Annotated in this window: 16 protein-coding genes; 12 read left to right on the forward strand and 4 right to left on the reverse strand. The window is 54.4% G+C overall.

Annotated elements, in window-relative coordinates:
• On the forward strand, positions 1-979 hold a 979-nt coding region (locus KGL31_06130; GenBank protein ID MDE2321482.1), incomplete at its 5' end, for a hypothetical protein.
• A gap of 35 nt (positions 980-1,014) precedes the next feature.
• Here the strand turns inward: KGL31_06130 and KGL31_06135 are convergent.
• The 4 genes from KGL31_06135 to KGL31_06150 form a co-directional block, all read right to left on the reverse strand.
• Positions 1,015-2,049, reverse strand: coding sequence for a glycosyltransferase (locus KGL31_06135; protein ID MDE2321483.1), 1,035 nt, complete (start codon positions 2,047-2,049; stop codon positions 1,015-1,017).
• A 309-nt stretch (positions 2,050-2,358) separates the two neighbouring features.
• A complete protein-coding gene (locus tag KGL31_06140) occupies positions 2,359-3,477 on the reverse strand; it encodes a glycosyltransferase family 4 protein (GenBank protein ID MDE2321484.1) in 1,119 nt (372 codons plus the stop codon).
• A gap of 280 nt (positions 3,478-3,757) precedes the next feature.
• On the reverse strand, positions 3,758-4,888 hold the full coding sequence (locus KGL31_06145) for a glycosyltransferase (GenBank protein MDE2321485.1): 1,131 nt from the start codon (positions 4,886-4,888) through the stop codon (positions 3,758-3,760).
• A 71-nt stretch (positions 4,889-4,959) separates the two neighbouring features.
• Positions 4,960-6,315, reverse strand: coding sequence for an O-antigen ligase family protein (locus tag KGL31_06150; protein ID MDE2321486.1), 1,356 nt, complete (start codon positions 6,313-6,315; stop codon positions 4,960-4,962).
• Between the two features lie 228 nt (positions 6,316-6,543).
• Between KGL31_06150 and KGL31_06155 the strand changes: the two genes are divergently transcribed.
• The 11 genes from KGL31_06155 (at position 6,544) to KGL31_06205 (ending at position 17,882) form a co-directional block, all read left to right on the forward strand.
• Positions 6,544-6,825: a hypothetical protein gene (locus KGL31_06155; protein ID MDE2321487.1), complete on the forward strand. Its 282-nt coding sequence runs from the start codon at positions 6,544-6,546 to the stop codon at positions 6,823-6,825.
• Positions 6,743-7,687, forward strand: a complete 945-nt coding sequence (locus KGL31_06160) for an ABC transporter permease (GenBank protein MDE2321488.1) — start codon at positions 6,743-6,745, stop codon at positions 7,685-7,687. Before KGL31_06155 ends, KGL31_06160 begins: the two co-directional genes overlap by 83 nt.
• 201 nt (positions 7,688-7,888) lie before the next feature.
• Positions 7,889-9,193 (forward strand): ATP-binding cassette domain-containing protein, encoded by a 1,305-nt coding sequence (locus KGL31_06165; protein ID MDE2321489.1) that lies wholly within the window; start codon positions 7,889-7,891, stop codon positions 9,191-9,193.
• 82 nt (positions 9,194-9,275) lie between these two features.
• Positions 9,276-9,983: a class I SAM-dependent methyltransferase gene (locus tag KGL31_06170; GenBank protein MDE2321490.1), complete on the forward strand. Its 708-nt coding sequence runs from the start codon at positions 9,276-9,278 to the stop codon at positions 9,981-9,983.
• Positions 9,984-10,072: 89 nt separating this feature from the next.
• Complete coding sequence (locus KGL31_06175; protein ID MDE2321491.1) at positions 10,073-10,426, forward strand: peptidoglycan bridge formation glycyltransferase FemA/FemB family protein; 354 nt, start codon at positions 10,073-10,075, stop codon at positions 10,424-10,426.
• Positions 10,427-10,541: 115 nt separating this feature from the next.
• Positions 10,542-11,249, forward strand: coding sequence for an NTP transferase domain-containing protein (locus tag KGL31_06180; GenBank protein MDE2321492.1), 708 nt, complete (start codon positions 10,542-10,544; stop codon positions 11,247-11,249).
• 1,117 nt (positions 11,250-12,366) lie between these two features.
• The gene (locus KGL31_06185; protein MDE2321493.1) at positions 12,367-13,437 is read left to right on the forward strand and encodes a GNAT family N-acetyltransferase; all 1,071 of its coding nucleotides are present in this window, start codon (positions 12,367-12,369) and stop codon (positions 13,435-13,437) included.
• Between the two features lie 99 nt (positions 13,438-13,536).
• Complete coding sequence (locus KGL31_06190; protein ID MDE2321494.1) at positions 13,537-14,175, forward strand: class I SAM-dependent methyltransferase; 639 nt, start codon at positions 13,537-13,539, stop codon at positions 14,173-14,175.
• Between the two features lie 42 nt (positions 14,176-14,217).
• Positions 14,218-15,201 carry an SDR family NAD(P)-dependent oxidoreductase gene (locus KGL31_06195; GenBank protein MDE2321495.1) on the forward strand — a complete coding sequence of 328 codons (984 nt, stop codon included), beginning with the start codon at positions 14,218-14,220 and terminating at the stop codon, positions 15,199-15,201.
• 10 nt (positions 15,202-15,211) lie between these two features.
• On the forward strand, positions 15,212-16,381 hold the full coding sequence (locus KGL31_06200) for a LegC family aminotransferase (GenBank protein MDE2321496.1): 1,170 nt from the start codon (positions 15,212-15,214) through the stop codon (positions 16,379-16,381).
• A 166-nt stretch (positions 16,382-16,547) separates the two neighbouring features.
• Positions 16,548-17,882, forward strand: a complete 1,335-nt coding sequence (locus KGL31_06205; protein MDE2321497.1) for a glycosyltransferase family 4 protein — start codon at positions 16,548-16,550, stop codon at positions 17,880-17,882.
• The last annotated feature ends 14 nt before the right edge of the window (positions 17,883-17,896 follow it).

Raw genomic sequence — 17,896 nt, forward strand, 5'->3', positions numbered from 1 at the left:
CTTCGGCGGGACGCTGTCCATGTATGAAGCCACACACGATGTGAAATATCTGGAACGAGCCCTCGCATGGGCAGAGACAATGGTCTCAAAGGCTACAATCATCGACAGTAACGGTAATCACAACTGGTCGGGACCGTGGTCATCACCATATTCGACCACTCCTATTGCCTACCAGTTAGACGACTTGCAGGGATCAACGGAATTAGCCAGACTTGCAAACATTATTCTGACCAATCCAACACTAAAGAGTAGCTATGGTTCTCGCGGCACTGCCATTTACACATTCGTGAGAGACCAAATCCTCAATAAACACCTCTTCACGCGAGGAGGACTCCATTGGTTTCGGGATGAAGTGGTTCACACAACTCGCAACATGAACGATAAAGCCGCTCTACTAATCCGCGTCCTGAGGGATGTCTACCTCACAAGCGCCTCTTTGGGAAGCGCCGACAATAGCACGTACAATTATCCGGACATCCTTATTGAACTCGCACAAGGATTCAAGGGTCGGTTTCAGCCGTATCAGGGAGGGCTGATATGGGACAAGGGGCTCGGCAACTATGGCCCCATCCCTCCCAATGATCCCACAACCTTTATGGACACCTCGCATGCCAATCGCTTTCTCTTTGCTCTCGTAGATCTCTACGAAGCAGGGATTGTATTCACCAAGGACGATGTCGTTGGGGTATCTGCGCTGTTGACAAACGTGATCTGGAATCAATCCTTGGCGGATCCCCGATTCACGAATTTCATAGACGGCACGAACTACCCAGCATTGAATAAAACGGAGTGGGGTCTTGGGCAAATTTACTCAGGCTGGGTCGTGCTGGCCGAATTTGATTCGCAAGTTCTGCAAGTGGCTGACGCCACGCTGAAGACGATGCTGGCTGGAGTGGCGAACCCCTCGCTCGACAGCATAGATAATCTCCATGGGAGGATCGCGCTCTCAGGGCATTTGGCGAAGGCGGTAGCGCAGTAGGACAATTCCCAGATTTCCCAGAATGGGATGTTCCTCTAACCCAGTGCCTTAGAAATGTGGGCTATAGCTCGCACGGCAGCTTCCCGCAGGACGCCCAGGACGCCAATGTCCAGCATTCCCCACATAAACCCTATTCCGTAACTAGAGTGGAGGACAAAGAACGCCGCAGGCAGGGCTAGCGCAACCCTCCATCCCCGATTCCGCATAGCTTTTACGGAAAAGCTGAACGAGAACCCTAAGTATGCGATGACCATAAGCGCCCAGAGTTCAAGTGCCACAGAGCTGAAAATACCAACCACAGGTAACCCAATCAGAGCCGATGCAAACAGTACCGGTACTACTTGGCGCCAAGATCCGGGCCGGCCGTGCTTCAGAATGACCCGGAGCTTCCAGTAACCGTATTGGAAATACTGCTGCCAAAGCTTAGACAGGGTCTCGCGAGCGCGATAGGTTGAACAGATACCCGGATCCATGAATATCTTTCCGCCCGCCTTCAGTATACGGTAGTTCAGCTCAGCGTCCTGATTCCGGATCAATTTCTCGTCGAATAGCCCCACCTTCTGGAAAATCTCCCTTCGATAGGCACCAAATGCCACCGTGTCAACGTACCCGTGGTACTGCGACGTTCTGAACTTTGCGGTCCCGACCCCAAAGGGGCTCGACATGGCTAGGGCAATCGCTCTTGCCATAGGAGTGTCTGCCCTCGGAAGAGTCGTGATAGGCCCGCCCACGCAGTCAGCTCCTACCTTCTGAAGGGTTTCAACGCACCGGCTTATATATTGTTCTCCATATTCGGCGTGAGCGCTAACGACCATCACTATGTCGCCCTTGGCCTCTCGAATTCCAATGTTCATTCCGGTTGCGGTATTGTGCTTGGGATTTCTTAACAGGCGCACGAAACCATGCTGTCGTGCCATCCTTTCGACCACCTCTTGAGTTCCGTCGTGGCTTTCACCGTCAACGACAAGGATCTCGAGTTGATTCTTGGGGTAGCTATCCGAAGCGAGCGATCTGAGACACCCCTCGATCGAGCCCGCTTCGTTCCGGCAAGGAACCACAATAGAAACCATGGGAAATTGCCACCCCACTATTTTACCCCATATGTCTCATGCTCGGCGAGCTTCGCTATACCAGGAAGCACCTGGCTGTGCTGAGCACCAGCCTTAGCCATCATGTGGATATCGAGCGATATACTTGACAATCCCCGCTAGCAAGCTCAAGCTAGCGCCTATGGCATCATCGGCGCCTCAAGTGGATCAAATCTTTAACGATATTGGCAAATTCTTCATCTTTTGGCGTACCATCAACACTTGTGACACCAGGGGCAAATACAGGGAGACTCCACGATAGCATGAGACGCAGCACAGCAGCTCCGGCCTCTACGCATGCCCTACGAGACTCTCATATAGCGCCACGAGCTTCTTTTCCTCAGAGCCCCAGTTGTACCGATCGAGGACCGCTATGCGGCCCCTTTGCCCCATCTCAACAGCCTTCGACGGATCACGAAGAAGAACTTCAATCGCCTTGCTCAGGGCAGCGGCATCTCCAGGGGGCACGAGCAATCCGCATCCGGTGTCGCGGACGATCAGTGAAATAAAGCCGAAACCCGAAGCAACAACTGGGATCCCTGCCAGCATGTACTCGAACAGCTTCACGGGTGTGCCCTTAAGGTGGTTGGGCGTAGGAAGCCACGGAATCAAGCCAACCCGTGCGCGTTGAAGCCACTTCAAGATGTCCCGATGGGGAACTCTACCCAGGTATTCCACTCCATAAGCACCCCACCCGTCAACAAATGCGTACTCCCGACGAACGCCGGCTAACTCTAAGGGACCTAGAACTTGAATGCTCGCCTCGGGATACGCCCGCCTTAACCGCTCGCCCGCCTCGAGCAGTACCTCCAGTCCTCGATCTTTCGAGAGGCCACCCACATAGATCCCCACTGGCTCATCAGCAGAATGCCCGCCGTCCAGCGCGGCATCCTGTAGCTCCGGGTAGTTGTGGACGGTAACAACAGGACGAGGCGATGAGAGCCCTGCTCGGAAGAGTTTGGCCATATCCTCATTAACGACCACGATGCCGCTCATCTTCTTCACAGCGTAACGATCCAACCACATTACGGCCCTGCTCACCGTGCGCCTCGCCTCTGTCGGCAGCCAATGCTTTGTCAACATGGTGTCGGCATTATACTCATGAATGTCGTAAATGACCTTCTTGCCAAGCAAACGAAGAAACAGTCCCGCAGGAATCAATTCCGGGTCGTGAAAGTGATAAATCGCCGCCTTCACCTTCAGGCCCCGTAGCAAAACTTGGCCAGAAGTGACCAGCATTCGGCACCAGCGCGTGCGCCTCTTAGGTACACTAAGGACCCGAACGCCATCCAGCTGCTCATCCTGCTCATGCGGAGCCACAAGAGTCACCTCATAACCCGCTCGAACGAGACTCTTGGCCTCCTTATGGAAGATCCGATTGTCAAAGGCCCTGTGGACCGAGGTGAGCATGCAGACCTTCATTTGCCGAACTTTGATGCAATCCGCTGGGCCAGCGGCATTAGTATCTTGTATCCATACTCGCCGCGGCACGCCAGCCAGCCGTAGCTACGATGAAACGTGACACATGGTACGAATCGCCTGCCAAAACCCCTCTTGAATTGAGCGATACAGGGGATGTTGACGCCTGCCATGTCATGAGTCCGCAACCCACACTCGATTCCCCATCGTATTATCGACCATTCGAGTGAATGGTTCGGCAGCACGAAAATATAGGGGGCTTGAAGCGGCCTCACTCAGGCGTTCCCATTTGAATCGCCGCTCGATATACGGCAAGTGTCTTTTCGGCATTGGCGACCCACGTATATCCTGCGGACGCTGCTCGCCGCGCCTCAATCACTATATTCTCGACTTGGTCACCCCTTGAAAGCATCGTTTCTATCCCGCGAGCGAGTGCTGTCACATCGCCGCGAGGGACCATCCAGGCATTCTTTCCATGTGAGAGCAGTTCAGGTATCCCACCGACATCGGTTGCCACAATTGGGATACGACATAGCATGGCTTCGGGGAGGAGAGTTGGAAAGCCCTCGCTCAGGCTCGGCATTATCAAACAATCTGCGGCAGACAGCCAGAGCGGTATCTCCTCATGGGGCCTTCGACCTACAAACACCGTTGATCCACGGATGCTAAGTGTATTAGCCAGCGAGTCCAGGGCTTGCCTCAAGTGGCCGTCACCCACCAGATAGAGCATAGCGTCAACATGGCCAAGTCTCGCGAACGCATGAAGAAGAAACTCCACACCCTTTACCCCAACCAAGTTGCCAACAAATAAGAGAATGGTCCGTTCGGCTGGCAAATTCAACTCCCTACGACATTCTTTCTTGCAGCGCGGCATGAACTTAGTAGGGTCGGCACCATTATGGATGACGTCGACCTCCAGCGGACCTGCCAGGGATACGACATTCTCTCTCAAACGATGGCTGACGGTAACCAGTCGACCGACATGCTTCAAAGCCCATCTTGTAGCCAAGTTGGTGCAGCCATTGCGGAATGGGTAGAGATTGATGTCAGAGCCGTGGATGGTACAGATCACAGGGAGGTTTAATGTTCGTCCGAGGAGCACACTCGCGAACCCATCAGGCATAATCGTGTGCGCATGAATTACCTGTATTTTGTGCTCGTTTACTAGACGTCTTACAAGACGTAAGCATCCCAGATAATAAAATACGCCATACAGGTAGAAAAGCCTACTTCCTGGGAGACACAGTACCCTGGGGTACTCCGTAGGAAATCCCTGAAGATTATCTCGCTGAGGGATCGTGCTGTACTTCTGCACACGCGGGAGAAATCCCAGTATTGGAGGAGCCCATGGCGTTGGTGTGACCACAAAGATCTCTACCCCGAGCTCTCGCAGCGCCTTCATCTGCTCTAGAACAAATATCCCCGCTATTGCATTCGCCGGTGAAGGAAACATATGCGAGAGAAAAAGGACTCTCATGATTCAACAGAGACACTCTGATTTTTAGAAACGGACACGGCGAGAGCCAGCAGAATCCACACAAACCAGAACCCCTTGCGCCAGACAATATCTAAGAAGAACCCCGAAACCAGCAACCCAAAGCACGCGCACTTGACCGCAAGCATATAGGAGTTGCTCTCATCCGTGGAGTTTCGCCGCCATGACCTCACTGAACGCAACTGAGAGAGGATTGCAGCCATCATAAAGAAGAACCCGACGATCCCAAGTTCGACCCATATGCCCAAGTAGATATTGTGGGCTCCGCGAGAGTACCCGCGGAACCCGTATTGGTGTCCCGCGAACTCATCATAGGCAAATGGAAAGTTACTCAGGCCGGCACCAATAATCCCGTAGTCAAGAAGGGCGCGGAGACCCACCCGCCAGATATCGATGCGCCCAGCCGACGCGGTCTCATAGGGCATTTCAAGTCGTCGATAGAACTGATCGGGCATGACCACGACTATCAATCCCAAAAGCGCGACAGGAACCCAGACCTGCCACTTTGACCGAGCATGATACATATATGCGAGAACTACCACCAGGACCGCCAGCAACGAACCCCGAGACATAGTGAGAAAAATCCCGGCGGCTATCACTAGCATCGCGTACAGGGGAAAGAGTCTTTCAGACCATCTTCGGGCCTCCAAGAATCTGCCTATCACCAAGCTCAACGGGAGAAGCAGACTAGTTGCGAACTGGTTCGGATCGGTGTCACGCTCGCCCTCGATTAACGAGGCCCGGCCTGTTGCCCCAAGATAAAGAACGCCCTCGCTGTACATATAACACGCGTAAGCCGCTGCAACCATCCCGCCGAGGACTACAAGCGTACCAATGCTGAATAATTCCTTTTCAGAGACACGCGCGGAAACAGCAACAAGGTACAGGAGAAGCAGGCTAACGGCTGTCGGCAGGCGATCGTACACAGTCTGGGCGTCCAGTGCCCATGCTGCGGTCACCGCGCCCCATACAATGAACAGAAACCACCAAAGGGCAGCACGCGGCGGGCGCACCAACCGATGCCGCATAACTCCTGTTGCCAGCAGGATCCCTGCAGTCGCTACCCCGATCAGCTTATTGAGTGTCGGCCCGGTTGACCCCCCGCCCAGAACAGCAATGGAATCAAACGGAATCAGAAAAGCGTAAACACCTAACGAAGCCTGCACCGGCCAGCGAACCGCCACGGGAATCGCCGCCAGAGCACCGAACAGTGTGAGGTAGAGCCAGTTGCCCCGAACCATCGCCAAACCCAAAATTAATGCGCTTCCGGCCCCAAGGCCAATGACCAATGCCTGTTGCGTAATCCGGGAGCGCTGGATTCTCTCACCGTTCACTTTATTCTACTCTGCGCCACCATATTTAGCTGATTAACGCCGGTTTGACCTAATTACATATTATGCGATAGGTGTAATAGGCATGTCAAGTTGCCAAGTCCCCATTTGCCTTGACAAGACATGCCCACAAGTTTACTATTTCTATAGACTTGAGTTATTGGCCCCACCCCTTATCAAAGGGATCCCAGGTTGAAGAATATTATCGATGTTGACCACAAAATCGCTTAAATGGTCCGGCTCGAGATCAAGCGTCAGGGAACCAAACAGGGGGACTTTGAGGCCCTCCGGCGCCTGGCCAAGGAGCACCGGCCCAAGTTGATTATCGGGGGTGCCAGCGCCTGCACCCGGATCTTTCGCTTTGCGAGGTTCAGCGAGATTATCCATGAGGCCAGCGCAGTTGTCGTCATGAAGCCTAGACGCGAGCCGAATGCAGGGAGTTCGCTTCACACTGCGGAATCATACATTGAGCGGTACGATCATCGGAAATATTGTGGAAAAGACTCAGGGTAGGGCCAGCGGGATCCAGGCTCCTGATTACGGCGCCGAAAAAGGAACGCTGACCCTAGTCATCCGCCCTTCCAGGGGGTGGAGTGCGCTCAATCTGGCCGACCTGTGGCACTACCGCGAACTGATCTACTTCCTCACGTGGCGCGACATCAAGGTGCGGTACAAGCAGACCGTGCTGGGCGCGGCCTGGGCGATCATCCAGCCCTTCTTTACCATGGTGGTGTTCAGCATCTTCTTCGGCCGGCTGGCCCGGATCCCGTCCGATGGGCTCCCCTACCCAATCTTTGCATACTGCGCGTTGCTCCCCTGGCAGCTCTTTGCTCATGCGCTGACCGAGTCGAGCAACAGCCTAGTCGCGAATGAGCGACTGATCACGAAGGTCTATTTTCCCAGGCTGGCAATCCCGATTTCGGCAGTACTCGCCGGGCTGCTGGACTTTCTGATTGCTTTTGTGGTGCTGATTGGGATGATGATGTACTACCACGTAAAGCCCACCCTCGCCGTATGGACCGTGCCCCTGTTTGTCGTGCTTGCAGTGGGAACTGCCTTGGGCGTTGGCATGTGGCTGTCGGCGCTGAACGTCCAGTACCGTGATGTGCGATACACCATCCCGTTCCTGACACAGATCTGGCTGTTTGCCACGCCGGTGGCTTACTCGAGCACGCTGGTCCCAGAGTCATGGCGGGCGCTGTACGGGCTGAACCCCATGGCGGGTGTCGTCGAGGGCTTCCGCTGGGCGCTGTTGGGAAAAGCAGAAGGGCCTGGAGCACTCTTGGCCGTCTCGGTCACCATTGTCATCCTGATCCTGGTTGGCGGCCTGTACTACTTCCGGCGTATGGAGAAGACCTTTGCCGACGTGGTGTAACTATAGATCTCTGAGTGCGAATTGCGAATTTCGAGGTGCGGATCGCAAGACGAGGTTGGAGCTATTTGAAGAGGTCGGGCATGGAAATATGACAGAGCGGCGGGTTTTGCTCAAAGAATCTGACGAACTCCTGGCCATCTTCACGGCTATTGGCAAGAGTACGAAGGCTAAGAATCCGAAATCCGGAATTGGAAATCCGAAATGACCGACATCGCCATTCGCGCCGAAAACCTGGGCAAGTTGTACCGCATCGGCCATCGGGAGCGCTACAGGGCCTTACGTGATACACTGACCGATGCCATGTATGCGCCGTTGCGCCGAATCCGTTCCGCCTTTCAGCGTCCCAGCGTCCCAGCGTCCGAGCATGCCAATGAAGACAATACCTTCTGGGCCTTGAAAGACGTATCCTTTGAAATCATGTGTGGCGAGGTAGTCGGAATCATCGGCCGCAACGGAGCTGGCAAGAGCACGCTGCTCAAGATCCTCTCCCGCATCACCGAGCCCACGGAAGGCACCGTAGAACTCCACGGCCGCGTGGGGTCGCTTTTAGAGGTGGGCACCGGCTTTCATCCTGAATTGACCGGGCGGGAGAATATCTACCTCAATGGCGCCATCCTGGGGATGAAACGGATAGAGCTTGACCGCAAGTTCGATGAGATTGTTGCTTTCGCCGAAATCGAGAAATTTCTCGACACGCCGGTGAAACACTACAGCAGCGGCATGTATGTGCGCCTGGCCTTCGCTGTGGCCGCCCACCTGGAACCTGAAATCCTGCTGGTAGACGAGGTGCTCGCGGTGGGTGATGCCGCATTCCAAAAGAAATGTTTGGGCAAGATGAGCGACGTTTCCAAGGCTGGCCGTACAGTGCTATTTGTGAGCCATAATATGCAGGCGGTAAACAGCCTTTGCTCTCGAGGGATTTTCCTCAGCACTGGTAAGATTGCAGGAAGCGGAGACGTGGCTTCAGTAGTCAAGGTGTATCTAGCCTCTGCGACGGGACACGTTCCGGAGCGGCTCGAGCAAGTTTGGGACGACATGGATACAGCACCCGGAAACGATAAAATTCGTCTGCATCGGATAGCAGTCGTTCCGGAAGGTAGCGCACACTTGATCGACCTAACCACCTCTTTCCGAGTCGAGATTGAATACTGGAATTTGACGCCCTTGACCCGGTTACATATAGATCTCTGCTTATATACCTTGGAAGACAGTCCCGTCTTCGAAACGCTCAGTTGGAAGGAGCCCCATTGGCACGACAAGCCGTTTCCGAGTGGGCTTTTTCGAAGCACCTGTCATATTCCCGGAGATCTGCTAAATGAAGGAACGTATCGTATCAGAGTCCTGTTCGTAGACGACTGTTCACGAAAGCTTTACGACAACCATGAGGCAACAACATTTGCTGTTCACGAAATGGCTGGCAGGCAAGACCTATGGTACGGCAAATTCATTGGCCCCGTGCGCCCGCAGCTCCAGTGGGAAACCGAGCTAGTAAGCTCTCACATGTAGAGTTCATATCGCGGATTTGGCGGTGTTGGCCTTTGATTAGTAGTCATGCAAATTGGCAAGAACGATGAGCCTGCGCGGATTGATGGCTGTTCTCCTGCGTCGGAAGAGAATTGACTTACCGACCGAACTTGTTACCGATGTTGTACAGCGTGCCAGAGCACAACCGTGGTTTGTCTATGCTTTTGAAACTCGCGGATCGCGGTGGCACGTATGGAAAGTCTCCTTCTGGTTGGCCACGCGTCTCAAATCGCAGGCGAGGATTCTTGAGACGGGATGCGGATGCGCCTTGAATCTCATTTGGTTTGGCCAGCATGGATTTAGCCAGCTCTACGGGTTTGACAACGACCCGGATGCGATTCAGGCCGGTACACAACTGTGCTCTGCTGCGAATATTTCTGCAACACTCTGGATCGATGATGGTCTTAGACCTTTCCACCTCTCTGAGCAAACCTTTGATGCCATCTTGGCCGTTAATTGGACCTATGGAGTTGAAGCGTTTGACTTGATTAGGTTTCTTATAACTTACCGCAGCCACCTAACGAACCGTGGATTCCTTGCGCTGGATGTTGTGGATATTGCTTATAATTCAATGCCCGATAATCAATACCTCACGTCCGACAGGAATAAGCCAGCGACTGAGAGAGGGCCTTCAGAATACAAGAAAAGGTATTCACAGGAACAAGTGTTTCACGCCGCAAGCTGTGCAGAAATGAAGGTGGTCCATACGATATCTCGCCGGAGTCAAGTTGCAGAGATTCCGCGATGCGTTTATATTCTTTCGAGACAATAACTGGCCCCGATTGATAGAGGCCAATCACTCCAAGAATCATTGATGATCAGAAAGTAATGGTCTACAAGTAGCTAGAATCTAACGCTTTTGTGAATTTCTTTCCGCCTCTAAGCGAAATAGCACAGCTCGCTAGACGAGCAAATGGTCAAGATGAAACTAATCTTACCTATCCGAAATCATCGGACCGAGGCTATGCCGCGGCGCTTTTGCACTGGGAGATGATTCTCTACTTTAGAAAAGAAGGGTTTGAGACTTACGATTGGGGTGGCATTGTATTGGACTCAACTGATCCGCGCTACTCGATAACGCAGTTCAAGCTGAGCTTTGGTGGCACCCCGGTGAGGCTACTTGATTATTCGTACCGATTTTCAGTTTCACGTAGCAGGCGCCTCTGGCGGCGCCTGCTTAGAGGGCTGAGGAAAACTCATCAGCCTCTGCTTTGAATGATGTACAGAATTCTTGCCGCGGCAGAACCAAGAAGGCCAAAGAAAGGCGTGGTGATATCTCCGTTTTCTCTGAAATGAGATCAATCTACTCTGCAACAGTAGGACACGAAAGATGAAGGCCGTCATTCTTGCCGGTGGACTTGGAACGCGATTGCGACCCTTCACGGAGGTGATTCCCAAGCCCTTGTTACCCCTGGGTGAGGAATCCCTAATGGAAATCCAAATCCACGCATTACGCAACCACGGGCTTGATGAGATATTCATCGCTACGAACTACATGTCAGACTACGTCGAGGCATTTCTCGGGAACGGCTCCAAGCACGGAGTGACATTGCATTTCAGCCGCGAGAAGAAACCCTTGGGAACCTGCGGCCCACTCACGCTGCTTCGCAAGGAACTGACGGAGCCATTCATCGTAATGAATGGGGACATTCTGACAAAACTCAACTTCCAAAAGTTCTACGACTTTGGGGTTCGCGCCAACTCCTTGCTCACGGTTGCTACAAAAACCATCTTCACTCCGTTTTCCTTTGGTAACGTGACGGCGGATGACAACGACCATATTGTTGATGTCGAGGAGAAGCCGAACTTGCGAATGGAGATCATCGCAGGAGTTTACTGCATGAAACCGGAGATTTTCTCTTGGATTCCAGACAACGAATATTTCGGGATGGACACGCTGATCAAGAAGCTCCTCAGCGCTCACCAGCACGTCTCCCGCTATGTGATCCATGAGTACTGGCTCGATATTGGGCAAGTCGAGGACTACACCAAGGCACAGCAGGATTATAGGACTTACTTTTCGGATAAATCGAAATGAACATTGGAGGCGGGAGATTTTAGGAGACAGAAACAAGAGCAATGAATCTCAGGGTTGGCCGTACTCTCATGGGTGGTGATTTGGAAATCAGCCTGCCGAGATTTGGTGCCTCGGCGCGCTTGGATCACCTCGACTGCGGAATCGATGGCTCTCCGGTAACGGTGGGCGATCTGCATCGTAGAGTGTTCTTAAGTATCTGAAGAAGACAGGTGTTAAACATGCCCATCTGCCGGTATATGTATGCGGGAGCATCCTGGAGCCAGTGAAGTGGAGCGGATTGGAATTCTCCTTCTATCCCGTAGACCAAGACCTCACTGCACACCCAGACCCACCTAGGAGTTCGGCTGTGCTTCTAATCCACTATTTCGGTCGACTAAATCAATCCGCAAGAGAACTAGGCGCGGCGGCGGGCCAGGGTTCCTTTTATCTCGTCGAAGAGTTAAGCCAGTCCGCGCTTAGCAGTTGGCACTTGCAGGAAGGCGAGAGCCAGTTTTTGATATTCAGCCTTCGCAAGCCTTTTCCGACCTCGCTAGGCGGGTGGTGTAACCTGCGAGTATCTGAAGGCGCTTCCTCCGCCGTGGTGGACGCACTAACACGGCGTTTCTTGGCCGCGAGGTTGATAAAGGCTGCCTATCCGGCTGAGCCAAGGTCGCCTGTTAGCCCAGAGATTGAGGCGACTTACTTGGATGCCTTCAAATCTGTTGAGGTGTTCTTAAACACGCAACAACTACACGCCAAGTTGTCGGGGATTGTGTTGCCAATGCTTGCTGGTTTGGACTTCGACCAGATCCGTGCCACCCGTCGTTCAAACTGGAACTTGCTCAAGAGCCTTCTCTCAGGCCAAGCAGAAGCTTTGGTACGAGATCTGTCAGAAGATGAAGTACCTCTCGGTTACGTTGTGTGCGCGCCAGATCGAGATCGTCTTCGCGAGCGCCTTGCGACGAAACGCATCTGTAGTCCCATTCACTGGCTTCTGCCGCCGGAGGTGAGCCGTCAACGCTTTTCGGAAGCGACGCAGTTGGCTAGCCGATCTCTAACCTTGCCGATAGATGAGAGATACCGTGCTGACCACATGGTGCGACTTGCCGAAGCTGTAAGGACGGCTCTTTAGATCTTTATGGCCACGGAGATTCTTGACGCCTTCGATGACGCGGCGCGATGGCATAGTGTGCTGAGTCACCTCCCAGCGCAATGCAGAGACATCTACTTCCGCCCCGAGTATGTGCGCCTGCATCTCTTTCAACCCGGCAGTCGCGCACTCCTCTTTGCGTATCGACAAGGAATGGACACTTGGGCGTATCCGTTTGTTTTGCATCCAATTTCGCGCGTCGGCGAAGAAGTTCTCAAGAGCAACTGGTTTGACATTGAAAGTGCCTATGGGTATGGGGGGCCGCTTTCCACGACGGACGCACGCGATTTCATTGAAAGGGCGAATCTCGCTTTTGCCTCTTGGTGCGACCTGCGAGGAGTCGTTTCCGAATTCATGCGACTGCACCCGCTCTTAATGGGACAGAAATGGCTCAGCGGTGGCGAAGTAACCTATGACCGCGAAACCGTGTCGCTTGATCTCAACCGCCTCGGCGTGTACGAGTCTCTATTGAGCAGCACGACGCGCAACAAGCTGCGGCGAGCCGAGCGCCTGGGGGTGCGCGTGGCAGCCTACCCTGCTAGCGAAGGATTTGACCGATTCCGGCAGCTTTATTTAGACACGATGAAGAGAATCGGCGCTGACGATTACTATCACTTCAGTGATGCATACTTCCGCGGTCTCGGGCAACTTGTGAAAGAGACCGGTTGGCTCTACGTGGCGGCACTCGGGCATGAATGGATTTCTGCGGCTTTGTTTCTGAAGGGCCAGGCATGGATGCATTATCACTTATCCGCTTCAAGTCCCGATCGACGCGTTCCTGGCGCCACAAACTTGGTTTTGTTCACCGCCGCTCAAGTCGGCCGGCATGAAGGGCTTGAGCGCCTCCACTTGGGTGGAGGGCGCACGGCGGACCCGGATGATTCCTTGCTAGACTTCAAGAAGTCTATGGCGACGGATTCGCATCGTTTCTACATCAGCAAGAGGATTCGGAACCCGGAAGCTTACACTCAACTGCGTGAACTCTGGGCGAAGCGGTATCCTCATCTGGTGGCAAAATATGGGACCCGGTTACTGTGTTACCGACATGCTCAGCAGTGAGTCTGCTGCTATCATAACAGAACCATGAGTATCTCCCGCTCCTACTTCTATCGGATCGCCATATCCCTTAAAGACAGAGGGGTCGTGCGTACCGCCAAATTGGTCTACGCCGAGCGCGCATTCGACTGGAGGCATGGCACTGACACCGCCGGCATTGTTGACCTCCACGAACTGGGAATCGACTCTGCCAACAAAGGCGATGGTGGACGCTACGAAGGCGCGAACCCCGTCGTGTTTCACCTTATGATGCAACAGATACCGATCCATGACTTTTGTGAACGCACGTTCTTGGATTTCGGCTGCGGCAAAGGATTGGCGATGATGCTGGCCTCACAGTATGGATTCCGAAAAATCATCGGAGTCGAGTTCTCCAGGAATCTCTGTGATATCTGCCTGCGTAATCTGAAGAAGTACCAGCGGTCCACATGCACTGTCAACAACTTCGAGATAGTCCACGCCGACGCCGCGGAATACCAGATCCCGCCGGAAGCCACAGTTTTCTTCTTCTTTAATCCGTTCGGGTCGAGTGTCCTCGCTCGCGTTTTGCACAACATCGAAACCAGTCTTGCGCAGGCGCCACGTCAGATATGGATTGCTTATGAAAACGCGTTGCACCATGATATATTTGTCGCTCGCGGCTTCCGCGTCATCCTTCGGCAGACACAAAACAGTCTTCGTATCTACCCCGGTGGCTCGTCGATCTATACAAATGCTATTTCAAACTCGATCCAGGACTGAACCACAGCCTTTTCGACAACTGGCGCAACACAGATCCAAACTATGAACTGGAAATCCAAACACGTCCTGGTCACCGGCGCCGGAGGGTTTATTGGGAGCCACTTGGCGGAGCAGCTCGTGAACGAAGGCGCCCGCGTCCGCGCCTTCGTTCACTACAACGCGCTCGGAGGCGCGGGCTGGCTCGATGATTCTCCCCTGTCCGACCAGATGGAGATTTTTGCCGGCGACATCTGCGACCGCGATAGCGTTCGCAGTGCCATGCGAGGCACAGAGGTCATCTTCCATTTAGCGGCGTTGATCGGCATCCCCTACTCCTATCATGCGCCTGCATCCTATGTGCGCACGAATATCGAAGGAACGCTGAACATCCTGCAGGCCGCACGCGACCTCAACGTGCAGCGAGTCATTCACACCTCTACGAGCGAAGTATACGGAACCGCGTGCTTCGTCCCGATCACCGAGGAGCATCCACTCCAAGGTCAGTCACCCTACTCCGCCAGCAAAATTGGAGCGGACAAATTGGCGGACGCATTCCATTTCTCGTTCGGACTACCTGTTGTCACGTTGCGTCCGTTTAACACCTTTGGCCCGCGCCAGTCAGCACGCGCGGTTATTCCTACAATTGTTACGCAATGCTTGGCGGGCGAAACCGTGCGCTTAGGGAACCTGCATCCCACCCGCGATCTCAACTTCGTCGACAACACGGTCGAAGGCTATCTGCTGGCCGCCACCGTGCCGGGTGCCATCGGCAAGACTATCAACATCGGTTCAGGTCGGGAAATCAGTGTGGGCGACCTTGCCCGGTTAATCGGCACACTCGTCGGCCATCCTATCAAGATTGAAAGCACCGCGGAACGTGTACGACCAGAAAAGAGTGAGGTCGAGCGCTTGCTTGCCAGCAACGCATTGGCAGAGAAGATTCTCGGGTGGAAGCCCAAAGTAAATCTTGAAGATGGCTTGGCCGCAACGGTTACCTGGATTCGCGAGAACTTGGAGATGTACCGCCCGGGCAAATACGTACTTTAGGAGCGTTCAGTTGCAGCAGCCACAACCAATCATTCCACTCAGTGAGCCCTCGCTCCGCGGCAACGAGTGGACCTACCTCAAGGAGTGCTTGGATACAAATTGGGTGTCCTATGCGGGGCCTTTCGTGGACCGGTTCGAACGGGAATTGGCGGCAAAAGTCGGAGCGAAGCACGCGGTCGCAGCGGTGAGTGGAACCGCCGCGCTTCACATTTGCCTTCTGTTGGCGGGAGTGGGCCACGACGATGAAGTTGTCATGCCGGCGGTGACTTTCGTAGCGCCTGCAAATGCAGTCCGCTATTGTGGCGCGTGGCCGGCGCTCATCGATATTTCCCCAAACGACTGGCAACTGGACGTCGTACAGTTGGAGCGGTTCCTCGCTAACGGATGCGAGCGGCGTGGAGGTCGACTTATCAACAAGGCCACAGGACGACAGGTAGCTGCACTCCTGCCTGTACATTTGCTTGGCGGCATGTGCGATGTGGACCGGGTCGCAGAGCTGGCAACACGATACGATCTCCCGTTGATTGAAGATGCCGCCGAATGCTTGGGGGCCGCTTACAAAAGTCGTCCGATTGCTGCCCCCTGCCCCGCCTACCGGGGGCCGATGCGGCTGGTCATCACCAGTTTCAACGGGAACAAGATCATCACCACCGGTGGCGGTGGCGCGATTTTCACGGAGGATCCGGGGCTGGCGGCACATGCCAGGCACCTCACCACCACGGCCAAGGCCGACAAGATCGAGTTCTTCCACGACGAGGTGGGCTACAACTACCGCCTGACCAACATTGCCGCGGCCCTGGGAGTTGCCCAACTGGAGAAACTCGACGAATACGTTAAGATCAAGCGTGGAATCGCCGCCCGATATGCTGAGTTGCTCAAAAACAACCCGCACATCAAGGCGCATCCCGCACCGCAGCACTGCCGGAGCACCTTCTGGATGTACAGCGTGATGCTGGACCGAGTTGCCCGTCCGGTCATCGACTCGATGATGAGAGAGGGCGTGATGAGTCGCCCAATCTGGATACCGATTCACAAACTGCCCGCTTTTTCGGACGGGGCATTCCAATTCAACGTGACGGCGGCCGAGACGCTGCACCGGTCCGGGCTAAGCCTTCCATGCAGTGTTGAGATCACTGAGGCGCAGGTAGGCAGGGTCCTTAATCTGTTGCTAGAGGGTTAGTCCGCTAACTCGGCCCTGCGTAAGAACCATGGGGTTTTTGCTCTAATCCGATGCAATGAAGACGTGGCCACAGGGTAAACCTGCCGTTATCATTGGGGATCCAGCGAGCGTGTTTCCCCAGCGGCTGGCGAGTTTCTGGCGGAGACAGGGCCTGGAGGTCGCTATCGTGACGCGACGGTGGCAGGGACCCCTTCAGTTGGAAGATGGGACCAAGATTCTTCAGAGTGTCGATTCGGAAAGCCCAGCGCTGCACGAGCGATTGAGTGCGCTCCATGAACATTGGTTGCGCGTCGAACGCGGCGTAAATGCTTGGGAGCGTTCACGATACCGGCGTGCGATGGGTCCGCCGGAACATCGAGACTATCATCCGTCCTTTGCGAATTCGCTCGTGGAGGCAGTGAGCATTCCTCCATTTGTCGCCCAACTTGATCCCGCTTTTATCTTTGGCCAGGAGGTGTTCACCTATGGTCTGGCCACGGCCTTGTGCACGGCTGGCCCTAAGGTGCTGATGCCCTGGGGTGGCGATGTCTTCCGGTTTTCCGAAACTAGTTCAGTGGCCTTCACAATGGTCCGCCGAGCACTCCATGGGGTGGATCTGGTCGTGCCGGGTGCAGTGGTCGGAGCTCAGCGCGTCGTGGACCGATTCGGGGTGCCGGCTGAGAAGGTGTACGTCAATTCGTGGGGAATTGATCGGACGCTATTCCGCAGAGCCTCTGAAGAGGAGCGGCGCGCATTTTGTATACGACATCGAATTGACCCGGCGTCGCTGATCATCCTTAATATCCGGCGGTTCAAGCCACGCTGGGGTTGTGACCTTGTGACAGAAGCCTTTAGTCGGCTTGCGCTGGAAGATGCCACATTACAGTTTTTCGCGCTTGGCGGAGAGGGCAGTGAGTCGTTTGTCGCCGAGGCTCGCAAGCGGATTTTGGCGAAGGGCCTGGCGCGTCGGATCACGATTCTTGATGGGCATATCCCCGATGCATCCGTGCGGCAACTCGTTTCGGTGGCGGATATATTCACTTCTCTCGTCAGGCTCAATGATATGGGCTCAGACAGCGTGAAGGAAGGCGCCGCCGCGGGTGCCACGCCCGTGGTGAGCGATATCGCGTCAAATCGGGAGATGGAACGTCTTGGCTTCCGGGCGTTGTTCACCGAGAAGCTGGATGCCTCAGCCGTAGTTGCAGCGGTGCAACGTGCGATCCATGACCCCGCACTCCGCGCAGAGGTCGCGGCGGCGAACCAGCGGTATCTGGAGAAGTACGAAGACAACGACTACAACATGCTGAGACTGCTTGATTTGATAGCCAGTTGCCCGGTGCGCACGGAAGAGAGCGCGCGCGCAGGTATTTCATATACCCTGGCAGTGATTGATGAGATCATCGGCGGACGCAAACACTTGGGGCTGCTGTCCAATCTTGTGCGTCTCCGCCGGGGGTGCAGTCATCCGCTTAACAGCGCACGCTCTGCTTGGCGAGAGTTACGAATGTTCCTCCACTTCTAATGCACCGCCCAGAG

The sequence above is a fragment of the Candidatus Methylomirabilota bacterium genome (assembly GCA_028870115.1).
Classification (GTDB): Bacteria; Methylomirabilota; Methylomirabilia; order Methylomirabilales; family Methylomirabilaceae; genus Methylomirabilis.